The sequence below is a fragment of the Variovorax sp. 05L425 genome (assembly GCF_056397705.1).
Map to the genome: position 1 here is coordinate 292,506 of NZ_JBFTNY010000003.1, position 20,320 is coordinate 312,825.

Sequence of the window (20,320 nt, forward strand, 5' to 3'; positions counted from 1 at the left end):
CGGCTCACTACCATCGGGGGCTGGTTGCCGGTGAGTCTGTGTGAGGCATTCTGCCGGTATCCGCCCAGTGGTCACACTCTCCGCCAGCGGTTGATGTCTTTCATCGACGCTCGGCCAGTTCGATATTTCGCCCCATCCGTTTACCCATCCGCCGCTAGCCGCCGGTGCAAGCAACCGGCGTCGCGCGCCCCATGGCCCACGACGTGCGGCCCTGCTCGATGATCATCGTTTGGCGTCCGTTGGAGAACGTGGTCCCCGACTTTCCGAGCGCGGGAAGATCGATGGCGGCCGCTCCGTCAACGGAGACCGAGGCGCTGTCTCCCATCAAGCGCACAGCCAAGCGTGTCCCATCGCAAACGTAGCTGCTGACTGGATAGGGATTGCCGACGCCGATCGACGGACCTGGCGTCGGATGCTGGCAGGCGGCCAGTGTCCAGATGGCAAACGTGCCGATGATTGAACAAAGAACGCGTTGCATCTTGCCCCTCGCAACGTCCGCCACGTCGTTCGGCGGAGTGATGCTCATTTGCTGAGTGGTTGGCACGAAGGGCTCCTCGATTTCGATAGGATGAACCCTACACTGTCGAGCTAACACCGTCCAGTCACGCCAATTGACGCGGCATTTGAAGAGCCGTAGCCCAAAGTCCCCGAGTTCCCGGAGCCCCGGCGCACCGCCGAGAAGGCACTCACCGCCGTCGTCCAGGAAGCCTATGCGAGAGTAGGTGACCGCCCGGGTGGGGAAAAGGATGGGGAGATACGGCCTGCCCGCCGAACTTCCTTGCCGATGACCGAATCGTGGCGGCGGACCCGTCCGACATAACATGATCGTCGGCTTCACGAGGCCTCTTCTGGCGCAGTCCGGAGGATGCTGTACCTGGGTGCGCAGGTGCAAAAACGCAGACATCGTGGGTGCTTCCTCGAATAGGATCGGCTCCTTGCCGATTTTCCAGATGGAGATCATGCGATGCCGCTCGATGACAAGGCCATGAATGCCGCAAAGGCGCGATACCTCGCGGCTGAGGAGCGGTACGAAAAGCTATTCGCCCCAATGGAGCGAGCGATCATCAAAGGCTTTCTCGATCGGCTGGCGCAACGCAAGGCGATGCAATCGGAGATTCTGCAGGACCTGACGCGCGAAGCGACAAGCGAGATTGGCGCGTTCTCCGAACTCCGTGTGAGTTTCGCGGAGCGGCTGAACTCGCTGTTTGCGAAATTCGATCAGGTGGGAAGTGCGGCTCACCTCTTGGTGCTTTCGCAATTTTTGGAACCGGGCGGGGCCGGGCCGAGCGTCGGTGCCGATCCTCTGCAGTGGGTGGTTCAGCAGCAAGCGGACCTGTTGGCGCGGCAGCAGCGCGCGGCGGAGGCGAAGTGCAAAGCAGATGACGCACTCCAAGCGGCCGGTGCAAAGACGGTCGACATGCTCGACGGGGCCACGGGCGTAATCGTGTTGCGGGCAGCGACGCTGAAAGCGTTCCGGCGAGAGAATCTCGACAGTAGCCTGAAGCGAATTCGGGATGCGGTCGTTGATGAGCTGAACGACGAGCTCGTACAGGCGGTTCAGGATGCGGTCGCCGATGAGCTGCAAGACGAACTCGGCGAGGCGTTGAACGACCAGATCGGTAAGCGTCTTGTTGACTTGGTTCTGGAGTATGGCGGAGAGTTCGGCGTCATCGTGGCCGACCAGCTTCCCGTAGTCGGCCTCGGCGTGAAGCTGGTGAGCGCCGTCGTCAAGGGATCGCTGCCGCCGGAAAAATACAACGATATAGGAGGAGGAGATATCTTGATGTATTTGACCAGTGCGCTTCGAAGGGAGCGCCAGATCTTCGAAGGATTCAAGAAGGAATTGAACGGCTCCTTCGGTACGCTGGTCGAGATTGAAACGTCGATGAACGGCCCGAGCACCTTTGCCTTACCCATCTAATTCCCCATCAGTGAAAATCGAATTCGATCCGACGAGTTTCACGAGGTTTCCGAGATGCGTACAGAGGAAGTCACGCGCGTGACTTGGTATGAGACGAGGTGAGACTATCCGCCATTGGTGAGGTGTTGGGACGGCCCAACAGGGGCGCTTGGTGGTGCCTGAGTCTGCGTTTTTGGTTGTTGGACACAGCACATTGCGGCGGCAAGAACTCCTTCGATACGCTGCACGGGGGGCTGTCACAAGCTTGGATCACGCCTTGAAGGCGGACATCTACTTCACTTACCCCAAGATCGAGGGTGTCGAGGCCGACAAAACAGTCCGGCCGATGCGACTGTTTCTAACAGACGTATCCGACGAAGCGCTGCCGTCAACGCAACAGGCAATTGCTCCAATGAGCGAGGAACCCGAGGTGCCGCAGATGAGTGCGGAGACCATCGCCAAGCTGGAGCTTGGAGTCGGCACGCTTTACGTTCTGGCGACCCATACCTACACGAGAGAAGGTGCAGAGATCTTGAAGATCGGCATCACAGCCGGGACCGTGGAGCAGCGCATCAAGCAGTTGTTCACGACAAGCGCGGCAATGCCATTTCGAGTGGTACTCCAGCTTGAGACACCCAACTATGCAGAACTTGAGAAGGCGCTCCATCACCTTCTGGATCCATTTCGCATCAATCGATCACGGGAATTCTTCTCGGACCAGTGCCTTCCGTATGTCGAGGCCGTCTTGAAGATCCACAACGAGATCCAGTCCGCTTCCCGCTTGGCATCCGGTCGGCCCGAATGATGCACCTATCCGCAAAGCGCGTGGCTGAGGTAATGAGTTACCAGTTGTAAACTCAAGGCCTAACTACGAGGACAGAGCCGTGCAACGACCCAGAGTTACTTGGCGCCGCGCGTGTATAGGTGCTGCCATCGCGCTGTGCGTGCAAGCCGCCGTAGCGCAGTCAGACAATGTTCAGAAGGGGCTCAATCAGTTCTTCGGGGCGCTCCAAGGACTGCAGCAACCTGGGGCCGGCGGAGCACAACGGGCAGCAGACCCTGGTGCAGCAGGTGGCGTGGATTCGGCGCCAAACTTGGAAGCGGTGGTGAAGGAGGCAAGAGAGCGCAAACGCAATTCCGGCACCACCATGGGCTCAGACTCATGGTGCGGACTGGCCGCGAACCCGTTTCGACCGGCAAAAGTGCAAGGGAGTGGCTGGAGCGAGCTGGTAGCAAAGTGCACAGCCACCCTTGACGAGGACGAGAGGAACAAGGAACAAGCAGCTTCGGCGCAGGAGCGTCGGCGAGCGGAGTCAGAACGGGCGAAAGGCGCGCAGGCGCGCAAGGAGGCGGACGACTACGAGACCCGTCGTCAAGCACTGCTTGCCGGACTGAAGGCAGGAACCATCACCCCCAAGAATTGTGCGCAGTGGATGGTCGGTCGGGGGCTGGACCGGTACCAGCTTCAGGCAAATGAAATCAGTCGAATTGCCTATCGCGCGCCTCAGGGCGTTGGCTACTTCGATGCAATGGTCCAGCAGATCCAGGGCGAGATTCTCCTCGTTCGCCTGCGCGACCACCAGGCGGTGGTGGCGATCGACAAGAACGCCAGACTTTTTCGCGAAGATGAGTTGACGGAGCGGGGCGAAATTGGTGTTGTCGGTCAGCAGACCGGAACGCGAACATTGAAGCGCGCAGACGGCTCTGCCGTTACGGTCGCAGTCGTCACGCCTGCGTGCGTGGTGGCGGCGCCCAACCACATCCTCGATCTGGCCCCGGATTGAGCCCATCCGATCCAACCAACATTGATGCGGTTGCCATCAGTGAGCGCCTGCGTTAGAAGCACATTCGTCAGCTCGCGCAAATCTTCCGCTGCCCAAGTCTCCTGACGTCCAGGGAGGATGACGAGCTATCGCGGCGATAGCCTTTTGGGCTCGCGCCGGCGCAGGTTCTGCCACAGAATCTCCTTTCCGCTTTCCCACCCGCGATACGAACATAGGAGCCCTATATGAGTAGCGAAAAGACAGAGGCGAAGTGCCCATTCCACGCAGTTGCCGGCGGAGGCACGACCACCCGCGATTGGTGGCCCACCCAACTGCGCCTGGACCTGCTTCATCAGCATTCATCGAAGTCCGACCCCTTGGGCAATGACTTCGACTACGCGAAGGCGTTCAAGAGCCTGGATTACGCGGCGGTGAAGAAGGACCTGGCCGCGCTGATGACCGACTCCCAGGACTGGTGGCCGGCCGATTTCGGGCACTACGGTCCGCTGTTCATTCGGATGGCTTGGCACGCCGCCGGCACCTATCGCATCGGTGACGGCCGCGGGGGCGCCGGCCGCGGGCAGCAGCGCTTCGCGCCGCTCAACAGTTGGCCGGACAACGTCAGCCTGGACAAGGCTCGCCGGCTCCTCTGGCCGATCAAGCAGAAGTACGGCCAGAACATCTCGTGGGCCGACCTGATGATCCTCACGGGCAACGTGGCTTTGGAGACCATGGGCTTCAAGACCTTCGGCTTCGGGGGTGGTCGCGCGGATGTCTGGGAGCCGGACCATGATGTGTATTGGGGCCGCGAGACGACATGGCTGGGCGGCGACATCCGTTACTCGAAGGGCTCGCCCGGGGTCGAAGAGGATCATGCCGTGCTCGTGAAAGACGACGACAGCATGGTGCCGCACTCGCGCGATCTCGAGAACCCGCTGGCCGCGGTCCAGATGGGCCTGATCTACGTCAACCCCGAAGGCCCCGACGGCAATCCCGATCCGCTCGCCGCGGCGAAGGACATCCGAGACACCTTCGGCCGCATGGCCATGAACGACGAGGAAACCGTGGCATTGATCGCCGGCGGCCATACGTTCGGCAAGACGCACGGCGCTGCTCCCGCAACCAATGTCGCGCACGAGCCCGAGGCGGCCGGCCTGGAGGAACAGGGCCTGGGCTGGAAGAACAGCTTCGGCACCGGCAAGGGTGGCGACACGATCACCAGCGGCCTGGAAGTGACCTGGACCACCACGCCTACCAAGTGGGGCACCAACTTCTTCTGGAACCTGTTCGGCTACGAGTGGGAACTGAGCAAGAGCCCCGCCGGCGCGCAGCAGTGGGTCGCCAAGGGCGCCGGCGCGACCATTCCTCATGCGCACGACCCGTCGAAGAAGCTGGTGCCGACCATGCTGACCACCGACCTGTCGCTGCGTTTCGACCCCGCCTACGAGAAGATCTCGCGTCGCTTCATGGAGCACCCTGACCAGTTCGCCGACGCTTTCGCGCGGGCCTGGTTCAAGCTCACCCACCGTGACATGGGTCCGCTGGCCCGCTACCTGGGTCCTGAAGTTCCGAAGGAAGAATTGATCTGGCAGGATCCGGTCCCCAAGGTCGACCACCCGCTGGTTGAAGCGAAGGACGTTGCGGCCCTCAAGAAGGACGTGCTGGCGTCCGGTCTGACCGTCGGGCAACTGGTATCGACGGCCTGGGCCTCGGCCTCCACGTTCCGAGGCTCCGACAAGCGCGGCGGCGCGAACGGCGCGCGGATCCGCCTGACGCCCCAGAAGGACTGGGCCGCCAATGAACCTGCGCAATTGGCAAAGGTGCTGCAGGTGCTGGAGGGTATCCGCGAGAAGTTCAATGGCGCCCAGAGCGGCGGCAAGAAGATCTCGCTCGCCGACCTGATCGTGCTGGCCGGAAATGCCGGTGTGGAAAAGGCCGCGAAGGATGCCGGCGAGGACGTCACCGTGCCCTTCTCGCCAGGGCGCACGGACGCTTCGCAAGAGCAGACCGAGGTGGAGTCGTTTGCGCAGCTTGAGCCCGTGGCGGATGCGTTCCGCAACTACCTGAAGGGTCGTTTCGCCGTGCCCGCTGAAGCGCTGCTGGTCGACAAGGCGCAGTTGCTGACGCTCACCGCGCCGGAGATGACGGTGCTCCTCGGCGGCTTGCGGGTGCTGGGCGCCAATGCGGGCCAGGCCAAGCACGGCGTCTTCACGCAGAAGCCCGGCACGCTGAGCAACGACTTCTTCGTCAACCTGCTCGACATGCGTACCGAGTGGAAGGCTGTATCGGATGCCAGTGAGGAGTTCGAAGGCCGCGACCGCAAGTCGGGCGATCTGAAGTGGACCGCCAAGCGCGTCGATCTGGTCTTCGGCTCGAATGCGCAACTGCGCGCCATCGCGGAGGTCTACGGGACCTCGGGAGCGAAGAAGAAGTTCGTCGATGACTTCGTGGCCGTGTGGACGAAGGTGATGAACCTCGACCGGTTCGATCTCGCCTGAACCGTCACGCGGCTGGAGGAGCGGCCGCCAGCCGTTCCTCCAGCCGCTGCCGATCGGCCAACAGGCGGCCGGCAACCATCGTCACGACCTCGAAGCCGAAGGCCGGATTCTGGTAGTAGAGCTGCCTGAATGTCGTCTCGTCGATCCGCAGCACGATGCAGTTCGTGGCGCAGCGCGCGGTCAGGGTGCGCCGCTTGTTCGGCGCGAAGAACGCGATCTCGCCGAACAGGCGGCCGGCTTCCATCGTCTCGCCGATCTCGACAAAGTCGATGCGGCCTTGCGCCAGAAAGTACAGGTGCGTTGCTTCGTCGCCCTTGTGAAACAGCACGTCGCCCGCCTTCAGGCTCTGTCGTCGCATGTAGGGTCTTAGCCAGACACCCGACAGGTCGCTCGATGCCGACGCCGCGCGTACGCGGCGTGTGAGCCGGATCATTTCGGCCGTCCGATAGATGTTGATCGGAAGCAGCGTGCCATGCAGCAACACCATGATCAGCGACGGATGCAGCGCGCCGTAGATCAGGAAGCCCAGGTTGCCGCCCACCGCGAGGCAACGCAACGGGATCATCGTCTTGACGAAGGAGCTGACGATCACCAGGGCCCCGGCGATGGCCGCCGAGCAAAGCGCGACGATGCCCGTCGGTGTCGACAGCGCCGATGTCAGCGCGGCGACCGCGGTGTCGAACAGTGCAAGCGATGCCATGGGGGCTCCTTTTCGGGTCTGCGCCACTTCACAGCGATGATGGCCGAGCACGCGAGGTTAGCGGCCACTGAGTTACCCCGAGAGCCCGCCGAAGGGGTGGTGCGGGTAAATCTGAGACCTCGCCGGCCGCAGCGGGGAGCAAACTGCGCGCCAGGCGCAGGGCGACGCCCATTCGCCCGATGAATGAAGGGAAGCCGATGATGAAGCTGAATTCGCTGGTCGAACCCGACCGGGTCCACAAGACCGTCTACACCGACCCGCAGATCTTCGATGCCGAAATGGAAAAGATCTGGGAACGCACCTGGGTCTACTGCGGCCATGTGTCGCAGGTGCCGAATCCGGGCGACTACTACGCCGTCACGATCGGCCGCCAGCCGATGATCATGGTCCGCCAGACCGACGGCTCCGTGCAGGTGCTCTACAACCGATGCCCGCACCGCGGCGTGCAGTTGGTGGGCAACCTCAAGGGCAACACCGGCAGCAGCATTGTCTGCTCCTACCATGCATGGAGCTTCCATCTCGACGGCAAGGTGCGCGCGATTCCGCTCGCGCAGGGCTACGAGGGCACGCGCATGACACGCGAAAACCCTGATTGCAGCGTGAAGCGCGCGCCCCGCGTCGACAGCTACCGCGGCTTCGTCTTTGCCAGCCTGGCCGCGGACGGGCCCTCCTTGCTCGACTTCCTCGGTGAGGCGCGCATCGCCTTCGACGACATGTGCGACCGCTCGCCCGTGGGCGAGGTCGAGGTTGTCCCGATCTGCCATCGCGTGATCCAGCACTCGAACTGGAAGTTCTTCATGGAGAACCAACTCGATGCGCTGCACCCCTCGGTCACGCACCAGTCGACCGGCATCGCCGCGGGAAGGGTCGAGAAGCGCCTGAAGGCCGAGGGAGTTTCCCCGCCGCTGTACTACCACTACCTGTCGACCTTCGCGTCGAGCTTCGATCAGTGGAATTCAGTGCAGACGATCAACTTCCCGCATGGCCACGGCATCCTGAAGGCCTACATGGGCCTGCGCCCCCAGGACCCCGATACGCTCGAATACGAGGCGCTGCTCAAGCAAGCCTACGGCGAGCAGCGCACTGAGGAGTACCTCTCGCGCAGCATCCATCATGTGCTCGTCTATCCGTACCTGTCGGTGCAATCGCCGCTGCAGCAGTTGCGATGCCTGCGGCCGATCTCGGCGGACAAGACGCTGTCGGAGATCTGGCACTTCCGCCTGAAGGGTGCGCCGGAGGCGATCTACCGTCGCAGCCTCTGGTACTACAACCTCGTGAACTCGCCGGCCACGATGATCAATGCCGACGATCTCGAGAACTGGACCAAAGGCCAATGGGGACTGCAGTCCAACGGCGGCGACTGGGTCAGCTTCCATCGCTACTTCGGCGATGACCGGGAGGAGGGTGGCGTCACCTACTCCAATCACGGCACCTCCGAGGCTGTCATGCGCAGCCAGTTTCGCGCCTGGTCGGCCTACATGCAGGCTGCATAGGTCAGGAGCACGCGATGAGTACCCAGGACCCATCAAGCAAGACCGCGGCGATCCCGAACGCCGGCCCCGACTTCGAGCATCTTCTCGCGCAGGAGGTCGTGATCGAGGCGACCCCGGGCGAGGCGCGCACCGGCGCACAGGTGATCGCACCGGACCATTCGCCGCGCGCGCCCGTGGACACCGCAGCGGCCCTGCCTCGCGCCGGCCTGATCATCGCCACAGGCGCGAGCGTCGAGTTGCAGCGCGAGGTCGAGCAACTTCTCTACCTCCAGTCCGAACTGCTCGACGGCAAGCACTGGCAAGCGTGGATGGACCTGTTCGACGAGCGCGGCGTCTACTGGATGCCGGTGACGCCGGAACAGACCGAATGGGAGGGCTCGCCGTCGATCTTTGCCGAAGACAAGCTGATGATGGAAATCCGCAAGGGCCGCGTCTCGCACCCCAATGCGTGGTCGCAGGCGCCGATGTGGGAGACCCACCACGTCGTCGGCAATGTCGCGATCGAATCCGTCGACGGCACGACGATCCAGGTGCGCTCGCGCTTTCACATGATGGAGCTGCGGCGCGACACGATGCGCCATTTCGGCGGTACCTATCGGCACACGCTGGTGCGAGATGCGGCCGGCGCGCTGCGCATCGCGTTGCAACGCGTCGACCTGTTCAACGGCCAGGCGCCGTTCGACTACGTACTGCAGATCTGGGTCTAGGCGCGTGGCTCAATCCAGCGTCACGTTCGCCTTCTTCGCGAGCACCGCATAGCGGCTTGCTTCGCTGCGAAAGAGCCTGGCGGCGTCTTCGGGCGATGTGGGCTTGATCACGTTGCCTTGCTTGTTCATCGTGTCCATCACTTCGGGGCTCGTGAAGGCTTTGACGAAGGCTTCGTGGATGTGCTTCACGTCGGCGGGCGCCATCTTGGCCGGGCCCACCACGGCAAACCATCCTTCGATATCGTAGTCGGGCAGGCCTTGCTCCGCGATGGTCGGAATGTCCGGCGCCGCGGGCGAGCGCTTGGCGCCGCACAGCCCGATCGCCTGCACGGCGCCGCTCTTGATGTGCTGCTGCGCTGCCGGGAGCGCGACCACGCCGAACTGCACTTGGCCGGCGATCAGGTCCGTCACCATCGGGCCGGTGCCCTTGTACGGGATATGGCGCGCCTTCGCGCCCGCCTGATCGAGGAAGAGTTCACCTGCGAGATGGATCACGGTGCCGTTGCCGGACGATGCGAAGTTGTATTCCTCCGGCTTGGCCTTGAGCAGCGCGATGAGTTCCTTCACGTTCTTCGCCGGCAGGGTCTTGGTGGCCACCAGCACGAGCGGTGTCGCGCCGATCACGCTGATCGGTGTGAAATCGTTGATCGCGTCGAAGGGCATCTTCTTGTAGACCGCCGGGTTGATCACGTGATTATTGGAGAACAGGCCCAGGGTCGACCCGTCGGGCAGCGCCTTCGCGACGACCGATGCGCCCGTGATGCCGCCGGCGCCCGGCAGGTTCTCGATCACCACCGGCTGGCCGAAGGACTTGCCGAGTGCGGGGGCCGCGGCACGCGCGATCACGTCCACGCCGGACCCCGCGCTGATCGGAAGAATGATGCGCACAGGCTTGTCGGATTCCGCCAGCGCGGGAAGCGCGGTGGCGGCCAGCGCCGAGGCGCCCAAGCCCAGCAGCGTGCGGCGCGAAATGACCGCGCTGGAAGCGCCGAAACTACTCTTGTCGTCTTTCATGTCGTCTTGTCTCCTTGCAGGTATGTGCGGCCGATCTCGACCATCGCCGTATTCAGGCTGGTTGGCTTCGTGATGCAAGCCTGGAAAGAATTTCCTCGTTGTGCTCGCCGACCTTCGGTAGTGCCGATCGGACACCGGGCCTGCGTCCGCCCATCATCAGCGGCAGGAGAACCACGTCCGTCACGTCGCCCTCATCCGTCGTCATGGGTGCGAGTCCGCCGCTGGCCTTGAGGTGCGGGTCATCGACCAGTTGCTCAGGCCGCATGATCGGCGCGTAGGGAATGCCGGCTGCTTCGAGCTTGGGGGCCAGATCCTCGACCCGGTGGCCGGCAAGAATCTCGCCGAGCTTCAGCAGGAGCTCCGGCCGAACGGCGACGCGCGAAGCGTTGGTTCCGAATTCCGGGTGATCGAGAAGATCGGGCCGTTCGAGCACGTTGCACAGCGTCACGAACTGCTTGTCGCTGACCGCGCCGATGAAGAGCTGCTCGCCTTCCGCCAACGTGAAGACGTCGTAGACGCTCCAGGCCGAAACGCGCGAGGGCATGGGTGGCGGGGCTTCGCCCGTCATCAGGTATTGCTGCATGTGCTGTGCGCTCAGGAACACGCAGTTCTCGAACAATGCGCTCTGCACTTCCTGGCCCTTGCCGGTCGCATCGCGCTCGCGCAACGCGGCCAGCACGCCGATCGCGCCGAACATGCCGCCCATGATGTCGTTGACGGACGTGCCTGCCCGCAGCGGCCGGCCGACCGGCCCGGTCATGTACGACAGCCCGCCCATCATCTGCACCACCTCGTCCAGCGCGAGACGATGCTCGTAGGGCCCCGGCAGGAAGCCCTTGTGCGTGACGTAGATCAGCCGCGGAAACTTCTTCGACAGGGATGGATAGTCGAGGCCGAGTTTCTCCATCAGACCCGGCCTGAAGTTCTCCAGCACGACGTCGCATTCACCGACCAGTTCGGTCGCTGTCGCGCGGCCTTCTTCGGTCGTGATGTCAAGCACCACGCTCTTCTTGTTGCGATTGAACGATCGAAAGAAGCCGATGCCGAGGCCGGGCAGCTTGCGCGTCTTGTCGCCGCCGGGCGGTTCGATCTTGATCACCTCGGCGCCAAGGTCGGCCAGGATCATTCCGCAGGTCGGGCCCATGACCATGTGGGTGAATTCGACGACACGAATGCCGGCGAGAGGGAGCGAGGTGAAGTCGGTCATTGGAATGTGCCTTGAGTGCTTCGGAATGTCTTCGGCAACCCGGCTTGCCACAGCGCGCCATGCAGCTTCTCGCTGGCGAGCCAACCGGCCACCCGCCGGCGCAGCGCGAGCAATCGAGCAATGTCGACACCCGTTGCGATGCCCATGCTGCCGAGCATGTAGGCCAGGTCTTCCGTGGATACATTGCCGCTCGCGCCGGGTGCGTGGGGGCAACCGCCAATGCCGGCGAGGCAGGCGTCGAAGCGGTTCACGCCGACTTCGAGTGCCGCGTAGACGTTGGCCAACCCCAGGCCGCGCGTATCGTGGAAGTGGCCGCACCAGAAACGTTCGCCGGCGATCTTCAAGGCTTCCTCGAACAGGTCGCGGACCATCGCGGGGTCTGCGTAACCGACGGTGTCGGCAAGGCTGACACGATCGGCGCCGGCGTCAAGCAACGCTTGCAAGAGGCGCAACACCTCGCTCTTCTCGACTTGCCCCTGGATCGTGCAGCCGAAGGCCGTGCCCACGCCGCCTTCGATCAAGGTGCTTGACCCCGTCGAGTCGCGAGCCGCACGAATGCGCGCCACTTCGGCGACCACGTCATCCGGCGTCTTGCGCAGATTGGCGAGGCTGTGCGCATGGCTGGCCGACATGGGGACGATCATCAGATCGGCCTCCGCTGCGATGGCGTTCTCGCCGCCGCGCAGATTCGGCACCAGCACCGAGACGAAAAGACCGGGCAGTGTCTTCGCGAAAGCGACGAGCTCCGCGGTATCGGCAAGCTGCGGCAAGAGTCGTGCGGGCACGAAGGAGCCGACTTCGATCTCGCGCTGGCCTGCCGCATGCGCAGCGCGAATCCACTCGCGCTTGTGCTCTGTCGGCAGGATCGTCGCGATGCTTTGCAAGCCGTCGCGCAGTCCCACTTCGCGGATCACGGCGCTCGCAGGCAGGCGCGGATGTCGGGGTGTCATGTGTGTCTCCATCTCGGGGCGCGTGCGGTCGGGCAGCGCCGATGGGAGGACTTTAGGGATTCCAGAGTGATGATGAAAGCGGTATTCTGGAACGCCGGACGTTCCGCATCGGAATCTCATGACTCGTATGCATGATCTAGACCTGACCACCTTGCGGCTCTTCGTGGCCGTGTGCGAAACCCGGAACTTTGCGCGTGCGGCGGAGCAGCACCACATCGTGGCCTCGGCCGTCAGCAAGCGGATCGCGCAGCTCGAAAGCGTCGTCGGCAATGTCTTGGTCGAGCGCAAGCGTCGGGGCGTCGTGCCGACCGGCGCGGGCGAGATCCTGCTCGAACATGCGCGCGCGATGCTCGCCGGGCAGGACCGCGTGTCGCGCGACATGGCCGCCTACGGCAAAGGCATCAAGGGGCAGGTCCGGGTGCTGGCGACCGTGTCGTCTATCGCGGAGTTTCTTCCCGATGACATCGCGGCCTTCCTGCAGCTTTCCGCGCACCGCGACATTCGCGTCGACATCGAGGAATGCCTGAGCCGCGATCTCGTGCGTGGCCTACGCGAAGGCCTCGCACCCCTGGGCGTGTGCTGGGATGCTGCCGACCTCGAAGGCCTGCAGACGCGGCCGTACAGAAACGATCATCTCGCGATCGTCGCTCATCCCGCGCATCCGATTGCACGGAGAAAGCGGTGCGCGTTCGAGGACACCGTGGACTTCGACCATGTCGGCCTTCCGGCCAACACGGCTGTGCACACCATGCTGGCGCGCGCCGCGGCCATCATCGGCCGGCCCTTGAGTTATCGGGCGGTCGTGTCGACCTTCGATGCGTCCCTGCGCTGCGTGCGCGCCGAATTGGGCATCGCCGTCATGCCGCGCGAGGTGGCGGAACCGGTAGCGGCCGCCTACGGCCTGAAGGTGCTGCCCTTGACCGATCGATGGGCGCAGCGCAGTTTCACCATCTGCTTTCTCGACGAGAAGCAACTGTCGCCGGCGGCGAAATTGCTCTTGTCGCATCTCGAAGGCCTCGCATCGGCGCGGTCTCGACGGGCTGTGCGCGAATAAGATCGGCCCCGCCGTCGTTTCCTGATCCATTTCACGGAGCTGCATTCAAGATGAACCACCGGTTTCAAACGTTCGTGTATGGCACCGCCATTGCGTTGATGATCGGTTGGGTGTTCTACGTCGGGCGCGATGTGTTCGTGCCGATCATGTTCAGCGTCTTCGTCGTGTACGTGATCCTCGGCCTCTCGCGCCTCATCGGCAGGATTCCGCTGCTCGGGCCCGCACTGCCGGAATCGGTCATTTCGATCCTGTCAGTGCTGATCATCGCCCTCGGGCTGTGCATGGTGGTCTACACGATCCTCGCCAACAAGGACAGCGTGATCGCCCAGGCGCCGCGCTACCAGGAGTCGCTGCTCGCCGGGGTTCAGAAAGTGGCGGTGTTCCTGCGCTTCGAGGGGGAGCCGACATGGACCACGCTGCGGCGGGACTTTCTCGCGCAGGTGAGCCTTCAAAGGGTGGTGGGCTCGGCGCTGTCATCGGTGTCGTCGCTGTTCGCAAGCGTGGGCGTGGTCGCGCTCTACGCCTGCTTCCTGCTGGTCGAGAGGAACCATCTCGACGCCAAGATTGCGGGTATTGCGCGCAGTCCGCAGCATGCGCTGCGCATCAAGCAAGTCATCTCCGACATCAATGCGCGTGTCGGCGCTTATCTCGCGCTCAAGACCTTCCTCGGGGTCCTGCTCGGCGCGTTGAGCTGGGTGATCATGCGATACGAAGGACTCGAGTTCGCGCCGTTCTGGGCGGTCGTGATCGCGCTGCTCAACTTCGTGCCTTACGTCGGTTCGGTGCTGAGCATCCTGCTGCCGAGCGCCATGGCGATGGCGCAGTTCGGCGCCACGGGCGACGTCGTGTCGATCGCGCTCTGGCTGACCATCGTCCAGTTCCTCATCGGCAACTTCCTGGATCCCATCGTCATGGGAAGCTCGCTCAACCTCAGCGCCTTCGCCATCCTGGTGAGCCTTGCCGTGTGGGTCGCGCTGTGGGGCATTCCCGGTGCCTTCCTCGCCGTGCCGATCACCGCGATGATGACCATCATCTTCTCGGAGTTTCCGGGCACGCGGCCCCTTGCGGTCCTGCTGTCGCGCAACGGCAAGCCCTAGATTCGCCACCCGTCGGGGCCCGGCATCATGGCCCATCCGACGACTTTGCGCCTCTCGATCGTTCGCGTTGCGCATGAGGCAGCCCGCGTGTTTAATGCCCTTGCGAAGAGGGTTCGAGCCCAGGGCGCTGCGCCGGGCTGCGATTCGAGCATGCGAGGAGACATCCAAATGACCGAGATCCGTGCTGAAGGCCGTGGCAATCTTCATCCGCGGTGGCGGCCCGCATTCAGGACGCTCGTCATCTCGACGGCCGTGCTGTTCGCGAATGCCGTGTTCGCCGCTGATCCCGATGTTGCGCGTGCCCGGCAACTGGTTGGCGACGGCAAGTACCAGGAGGCTTTCGATCTGCTCGCGCCTTTCGAGGGCGCCAGCGCAGGCGATGCCGACTTCAACTATCTGCTCGGCCGCGCTGCTCTCGGCATGCAGCAGGGGGAAAGGGCGAAGACACTCTTCGAACGCAGCCTCGCGGCGCGACCGGACTTCCCGGCAGCGCACCTCGGATTGGGCCGTGCCTACTCCCTGCTCGGGCGGTACGCGGAGGCGAAGATCGAGTTCGAGACGGTGCTGCGTTTCGACAACGTGCCGCAAGACGTTCTCTCGCAAGTCCAGATCTACGACCAGGCCGCGCGGCAGGCGCTCGACGAGAACAAGGCACTGACGCACTTCGGCTATGCGGAGACGGGCGTCGGCCAATATCGCGTGAACAACACGGTAGGCACCAATGCGCTCGGCGGCGGCGACCGGCGCGACACCTTCTTCAATGCACGCGCGGGCGGCGGTGTGAACTACGCGTTGGAGAACGGCTATGCGATCGATGCCACGCTGGACTATCGCTACCGGAACTACGACAACTCCAACAGCAGGAACGACTCCGACCTGCGCTGGAACCTGGCCGGCAGCAAGTCCTTCGGCGAGAACAACCTCGCGGCCGGCTTCAGGGGCCGGACGAGCTACCGCGGCAATGGCGACTACCGCAACGATGTTTCGATCTACACGGACTACCGCATGCGGTACGACCCGGACAACCAGTTCAGCGTGGGAGCGGACATCCGGCGGCGCCGCTACCCCGAGGGTACGTTGCGCGACTTGAGCCGGACCACCGCGCTCGTTTCCGCTGGCTGGGTCCGTTCGTTCATGGAGGGAGACGGAAGCCTGTCCGTCACCGGACATGCCGGCCACAACTATGCAACGAGCCGGCCTGACGGCGATTCCGACGTCTTCGGAGCCACAGTGGCGCTGGACTTCACCGTCAGCAACAAACTGGCCTGGGGAACGTTCCTGTGGTGGGAACGTGACCTCTTCAATGCGGACAACGTCGAGCACTTTCATCCGGACACGCTCGACAACACCGTCCTTCTGCGACGCCGGGACAACCTCTACGAAGTCGGTGCCTATCTGGTCTGGGATTTCGCGCCGACGTGGTCGCTCCGGCCGGAGGTTCTCTGGATTCGCGACCAGAGCAACTCGATCGGCTTCAACTACAGCTCGACCGAGTACTGGATCAACGTGCGCAAGAGCTTCTAGCAGGCGTGTCTTGAAGTCGCCGGCGTCATGCCGGCGTCATTGAATTCGTTGTGCAATCGAACGAATTTCCGCTCTATGCGGGCAGCGTGAGAGGTCAGGCCTCGCTTTCGTCGACTTGACAAAGATTTGCGCGCCACGGATGCTAAGTCACGCATGTCGCAGGTCCCGCCTGCTGCTGACCGTGGTCAACCTCTTCGATAGGACGTCACTCGTGCCTGTGAAACTTGCCTCTCAAGACCTTGGTCGCCTGCCCAGAACGACGACGCTCCTCGCTCTCACCGCGCTGGTATTGCTGTCAGCTTGCAAACGCGGGGAGGAGGCGCCGGTCGCGGAGATCCGTCCGGTGCGCGTGATCAAGATCGAGACACGGGTGGCCGGGGACACGGTCAGCCTGACCGGCAATGTCCAGGCGCAGACCGAAATCAACCAGTCGTTTCGTATCGATGGAAGACTGATCGAGCGCAACGTCGAAGTCGGCGACACCGTGAAGCCGGGCCAGCTCCTGGCGCGCCTCGACCCGCTCAATGAAGAGACGGCTCTGCAGTCTGCACGCGCTCAGCTCGCGGCGGCGCAGGCACAGAACGTCGAAGCGCGCACCAATCAAGGTCGGCTGCGCGATCTGCTGAAGGAGAACGCGGTCTCGCGCGCTTCTTTCGACCAGGCCGATGCGCTGTTCAAGGTCACGCAGTCGCAGGTCGAGACGGCGCAATCGCAGGTGACGCTGGCGCAGAACCGCGTGAACTACACGCGACTGAACGCCAGTGTCTCGGGTGTCGTGACGGCGCGCGGTCCGGAGCCCGGTGAAGTGGTGCAGGCCGGACGCATGATCGTCCAGGTGGCGCGAGAGGGCGCACGAGACGCGGTGTTCGACGTGCCTGCAGCGGTCAAGAACAGCGCGCCTTCCAATCCTTCCATCACGGTCTCGCTCACCAGCGACCCGAGCATCACGGCCGCAGGCCAGGTGCGCGAAGTCTCGCCGCGCGCCGATCCGGTGACGGGCACATTCAGTGTGAGAGTCCGGCTCGTCAACCCGCCCGCCGCGATGCGGCTGGGTTCGACGGTCACCGGGCGCATGAAGCTCGAAACCGCGCCCGCGATCGATATCCCCGCCTCGGCCCTGAATCGCTCGGGCAAGGCCGCATCCGTATGGGTGGTGGACCCGAAGACCGGAATCGTATCGGCGCGCCCGATCGAGGTCCGTGCCTTTGACGCGGCGCGCGTCCAGGTCACGTCCGGCCTGTCGCCCGGCGACATCGTCGTGACCGCGGGCGTGCAGGCGCTACGCCCCGGCCAGCAGGTCCGCATGCTCGAGGCTGCGCAGTGATCGGCCCGAACCTGTCGGAATGGGCGCTCTCCAAGCGCTCGCTGGTGCTGTTCCTGATGATCATCGCGGTGACCGCTGGAACGCTGGCATTCCTTCGCCTCGGGCGCGCTGAAGATCCGATCTTCACCTTCCGCACCATGGTCGTCGCCGCCGGGTGGCCCGGCGCCACGGTCGATGAAACCCTCAAGCAGGTCACCGAACGCCTCGAACGCACGCTGCAGGAGACCAACCATCTCGACCGCGTCCGCAGCTACACGGTCGCGGGCCAGACGACGATCTTCGTCGACTTGCTGCAGTCGACGCCGGCCGCCGCGGTGCCCGACATCTGGTATCAGGTGCGCAAGAACATCGGCGACATGCGGCAGACGCTGCCGTCGGGCGTGGTGGGGCCGTTCTTCAACGACGACTTCGGCAGCACCTACGGGATCATCTACGCGTTCACCGCCGACGGCTTCACCTTCCGCGAACTGCGTGACTACGTCGAGTCGGCACGTTCGCGACTGCTGCAGGTGCCGGACGTCTCGAAGATCGAAGTGCTCGGCGCGCAGGACGAGCAGATCTACATCGAGTTCTCGACCGAGCGTCTTGCCGGCCTGCGGCTGGACTATCCGACGATCGTCGGCGCGCTGCAGGCGCAGAACGTCATCCGGCCGGCCGGCACCATCCAGACCGACCAGGAGCGCGTCTTCATGCGCGTGAGCGGCTCATTCGATTCCGAGCGCGACATCGAGGCCGTCAACCTCGTTCTCGGCAACCGCATGATCCGGCTGGGCGACATCGCCACCGTGCGGCGCGGCTTCGTCGATCCGCCGCAGCCGATGTTCCGCGTCAACGGCAAGCCTGCCATCGGCCTGGCCATCGCGATGCGCGACGCCGGCGACATCCTGGCGCTCGGCCGCAACCTCAAGCACGAGATGGACGGCATCACCGCGAACTTGCCACACGGCATCCAGCCGACGCTGGTCGCGGACCAGGCGGTGACGGTCGACGTCGCGATCAACGACTTCATGGCGTCGCTGTGGCAGGCCATCATCATCATCCTGGTGTGCAGCTTCGTCAGCCTCGGCGTGCGGCCCGGCACCGTGGTCGCGTTGTCGATCCCGCTGACGCTGGCGATCGTGTTCGCGATCATGGATGTCCTGCACATCGACCTGCACCGGGTCTCGCTGGGGGCGTTGATCATCGCGCTGACACTGCTCGTCGACGACGCCATGACCACCGTCGACGCGATGATCAACCGGCTCGCCGCGGGCGACACCAAGGACCAGGCCGCGACCTTCGCGTACAGGACGCTCGCCGCGCCGATGCTGATCGGCACGCTGGTTTCCATATCGAGCTTCGTGCCGATCGGCTTTGCACAGAGTTCCGCGGGCGAATACACCTTCTCGATCTTCGCAGTCGTGGCCATCGCGCTCATCGTGTCGTGGTTCGGCGCGGTGATCTTCTCTCCGCTGGTGGGCAAGGCGATCCTGAAGGCGCCCAAGGCCGATGCCGCGCCGGCCAAGCCGGGCAAGGTGCTGGTGCTCTACAGCCGCTTCCTGCAGGCCGCGATTCGCGCGAGGTGGATCACCATCGCGTTCACCATTGCGGCTTTTGTCGCGACGATCTTCCTGCTCCGCTTTGTGCCGCAGCAGTTCTTCCCGGCCTCCGATCGGCCTGAGCTGACCATCGACATGACCCTGCGGCAGAACGCGTCGATCCATGCGACCGAAGCGCAGGCCGAACGCTTCGAGGCGCTGCTGAAGGACGACCCGGATGTGGACCACTTCAGCACCTACGTCGGGCGTGGCGCGATCCGCTTCATCCTCACGCTCAATGTGCAGCTGGCCAATCCCTTCTTCGCGCAGTTTGTCGTGGTCGCCAAGGACCTCGATGCGCGCGACAGGCTGCAGAACAAGCTCGAAAAGGCGCTTGCGGAGCAGTTCCCGGATGTTGTCGCGCGCGTTTCGCCGCTCGAGCTCGGCCCGCCCGTGGGATGGCCCCTGCAATACCGCGTGAGCGGCCCCGACCAGAACGAGGTGCGCAAGCATGCGCTCGAGCTGGCCGACATCCTGGGTTCCGACGCGCGTGTGCGGCACGTCAATTTCGACTGGATGGAGCCTGCCCGGCAGGTCAAGGTGCGCATCAACCAGGACGAGGCGCGGCAACTGGGCGTCAGCACCGCGACGCTGTCGGCCATCCTGAATGCCGCCATCACGGGATCGGCCGTGACGCAGGTGCGCGACGACATCTACCTCGTCAACGTGGTGGCCCGCGCGACCGACGAACAGCGGGTGTCCTTCCAGACGCTGAGCTCGCTGCAGGTGCCGACGCCCACCGGCCGGATGGTGCCATTGAGCCAGTTCGCGACCTTCACCGAAGAGCAGGAACTGCCGCTCATCTGGCGGCGCAATCGCGTGCCGACGCTGACGGTGCGTGCCGACGTCGTGCACGGCGTCCTGCCGGACACGGTGGTCGAGGCGATCGCCTCGCGGGTCAAGGAGTTCAACGCCAAACTGCCGACGTCGTACAAGGTGGAGACCGGCGGCCTGTTCGAGGAAAGCGCCGCATCGAGCGCATCGGTCTACGCCGTCGTGCCCTTGATGATCGTGCTCATGCTCGTGAGCATGATGATCTTGCTGGTGAGCTTCCGGCGCCTTGCAATGGTGGTCTGCATCATGCCGTTGGGGTTGATCGGCGTGGTCATCACGCTGCTGCTGTTCAACCGTCCGCTGGGCTTCGTCGCGATCCTCGGCATCCTGGCGCTGATCGGCATGATCGCGAAGAACGCGGTGATTCTCATCGTGCAGATCGAGACCAACCGCGCCGAGGGGCAGAGCGTCTACGACGCCGTCGTGGCCTCGGGCACCTCGCGATTGCGGCCGATGATGCTGACGTCGATCTCGACCGTGCTGGGGTTGATACCGATCGCGCCCACCGTGTTCTGGGGCTCGATGGCCTTCGCGATCATGGGTGGCCTGCTGGTGGCCACGCTGCTGACGCTGGTGTTCCTGCCGACGGTGTACGTGGCGGTGTTCGGCAAGGAAGAGCCGACGCCGCCCGACGAGCCGGCGGAACCGGCCATCGAAACGGCCTGATCGGCGGAGGTG

16 protein-coding genes are annotated in these 20,320 nt (G+C 63.9%); 11 read left to right on the top strand and 5 right to left on the bottom strand.

The genetic code is table 11. The annotated features are described in order from the left end of the window. Positions 1-154: 154 nt before the first annotated feature. Complete coding sequence (locus tag AC1DN9_RS05595) at positions 155-526, bottom strand: hypothetical protein (protein ID WP_478098040.1); 372 nt, start codon at positions 524-526, stop codon at positions 155-157. 438 nt (positions 527-964) lie between these two features. Between AC1DN9_RS05595 and AC1DN9_RS05600 the strand changes: the two genes are divergently transcribed. The 4 genes from AC1DN9_RS05600 to katG all read left to right on the top strand — a co-directional run bounded on the left by AC1DN9_RS05600 (position 965) and on the right by katG (position 6,161). Then, entirely contained in the window at positions 965-1,921 is a 957-nt protein-coding gene (locus AC1DN9_RS05600; RefSeq protein WP_478098041.1) for a hypothetical protein, read from the top strand. 256 nt (positions 1,922-2,177) lie between these two features. Next, positions 2,178-2,705 carry a GIY-YIG nuclease family protein gene (locus AC1DN9_RS05605; RefSeq protein WP_478098043.1) on the top strand — a complete coding sequence of 176 codons (528 nt, stop codon included), beginning with the start codon at positions 2,178-2,180 and terminating at the stop codon, positions 2,703-2,705. A gap of 139 nt (positions 2,706-2,844) precedes the next feature. Further along, complete coding sequence (locus AC1DN9_RS05610; RefSeq protein WP_478098045.1) at positions 2,845-3,684, top strand: hypothetical protein; 840 nt, start codon at positions 2,845-2,847, stop codon at positions 3,682-3,684. 224 nt (positions 3,685-3,908) lie between these two features. Further along, positions 3,909-6,161 (top strand): catalase/peroxidase HPI, encoded by a 2,253-nt coding sequence (gene katG, locus AC1DN9_RS05615; RefSeq protein ID WP_478098046.1) that lies wholly within the window; start codon positions 3,909-3,911, stop codon positions 6,159-6,161. Positions 6,162-6,165: 4 nt separating this feature from the next. On the opposite strand, the gene AC1DN9_RS05620 is transcribed toward katG, so the two are convergent. Further along, positions 6,166-6,861 (bottom strand): Crp/Fnr family transcriptional regulator, encoded by a 696-nt coding sequence (locus AC1DN9_RS05620; protein ID WP_478098048.1) that lies wholly within the window; start codon positions 6,859-6,861, stop codon positions 6,166-6,168. A 179-nt stretch (positions 6,862-7,040) separates the two neighbouring features. Between AC1DN9_RS05620 and AC1DN9_RS05625 the strand changes: the two genes are divergently transcribed. Both AC1DN9_RS05625 and AC1DN9_RS05630 read left to right on the top strand, forming a co-directional pair. Continuing rightward, entirely contained in the window at positions 7,041-8,354 is a 1,314-nt protein-coding gene (locus AC1DN9_RS05625) for an aromatic ring-hydroxylating oxygenase subunit alpha (protein ID WP_478098050.1), read from the top strand. A gap of 14 nt (positions 8,355-8,368) precedes the next feature. After that, a complete protein-coding gene (locus tag AC1DN9_RS05630) occupies positions 8,369-9,061 on the top strand; it encodes an aromatic-ring-hydroxylating dioxygenase subunit beta (protein ID WP_478098052.1) in 693 nt (230 codons plus the stop codon). Positions 9,062-9,070: 9 nt separating this feature from the next. Here AC1DN9_RS05630 and AC1DN9_RS05635 read toward each other — a convergent pair whose 3' ends face one another. From AC1DN9_RS05635 to AC1DN9_RS05645, 3 genes are read right to left on the bottom strand one after another with little or no spacing between them, the layout of a single operon-like run. After that, positions 9,071-10,075 carry a Bug family tripartite tricarboxylate transporter substrate binding protein gene (locus AC1DN9_RS05635; protein WP_478098054.1) on the bottom strand — a complete coding sequence of 335 codons (1,005 nt, stop codon included), beginning with the start codon at positions 10,073-10,075 and terminating at the stop codon, positions 9,071-9,073. 52 nt (positions 10,076-10,127) lie between these two features. After that, a complete protein-coding gene (locus AC1DN9_RS05640) occupies positions 10,128-11,282 on the bottom strand; it encodes a CaiB/BaiF CoA transferase family protein (protein ID WP_478098056.1) in 1,155 nt (384 codons plus the stop codon). Next, positions 11,279-12,232 (bottom strand): hydroxymethylglutaryl-CoA lyase, encoded by a 954-nt coding sequence (locus tag AC1DN9_RS05645; RefSeq protein ID WP_478098058.1) that lies wholly within the window; start codon positions 12,230-12,232, stop codon positions 11,279-11,281. The genes AC1DN9_RS05640 and AC1DN9_RS05645 overlap by 4 nt, the downstream gene beginning before the upstream one ends. 127 nt (positions 12,233-12,359) lie before the next feature. On the opposite strand from AC1DN9_RS05645, the gene AC1DN9_RS05650 reads away from it, so the two are divergent. The 5 genes from AC1DN9_RS05650 to AC1DN9_RS05670 all read left to right on the top strand — a co-directional run bounded on the left by AC1DN9_RS05650 (position 12,360) and on the right by AC1DN9_RS05670 (position 20,308). After that, on the top strand, positions 12,360-13,286 hold the full coding sequence (locus AC1DN9_RS05650; RefSeq protein ID WP_478098060.1) for a LysR family transcriptional regulator: 927 nt from the start codon (positions 12,360-12,362) through the stop codon (positions 13,284-13,286). A gap of 50 nt (positions 13,287-13,336) precedes the next feature. Further along, the gene (locus AC1DN9_RS05655) at positions 13,337-14,383 is read left to right on the top strand and encodes an AI-2E family transporter (RefSeq protein ID WP_478098062.1); all 1,047 of its coding nucleotides are present in this window, start codon (positions 13,337-13,339) and stop codon (positions 14,381-14,383) included. Between the two features lie 168 nt (positions 14,384-14,551). Then, positions 14,552-15,907 carry a tetratricopeptide repeat protein gene (locus AC1DN9_RS05660; RefSeq protein ID WP_478098064.1) on the top strand — a complete coding sequence of 452 codons (1,356 nt, stop codon included), beginning with the start codon at positions 14,552-14,554 and terminating at the stop codon, positions 15,905-15,907. Positions 15,908-16,118: 211 nt separating this feature from the next. Continuing rightward, positions 16,119-17,231, top strand: coding sequence for an efflux RND transporter periplasmic adaptor subunit (locus AC1DN9_RS05665; protein ID WP_478098066.1), 1,113 nt, complete (start codon positions 16,119-16,121; stop codon positions 17,229-17,231). Further along, a complete protein-coding gene (locus AC1DN9_RS05670) occupies positions 17,228-20,308 on the top strand; it encodes an efflux RND transporter permease subunit (protein ID WP_478098068.1) in 3,081 nt (1,026 codons plus the stop codon). Before AC1DN9_RS05665 ends, AC1DN9_RS05670 begins: the two co-directional genes overlap by 4 nt. Positions 20,309-20,320: the final 12 nt, after the last annotated feature.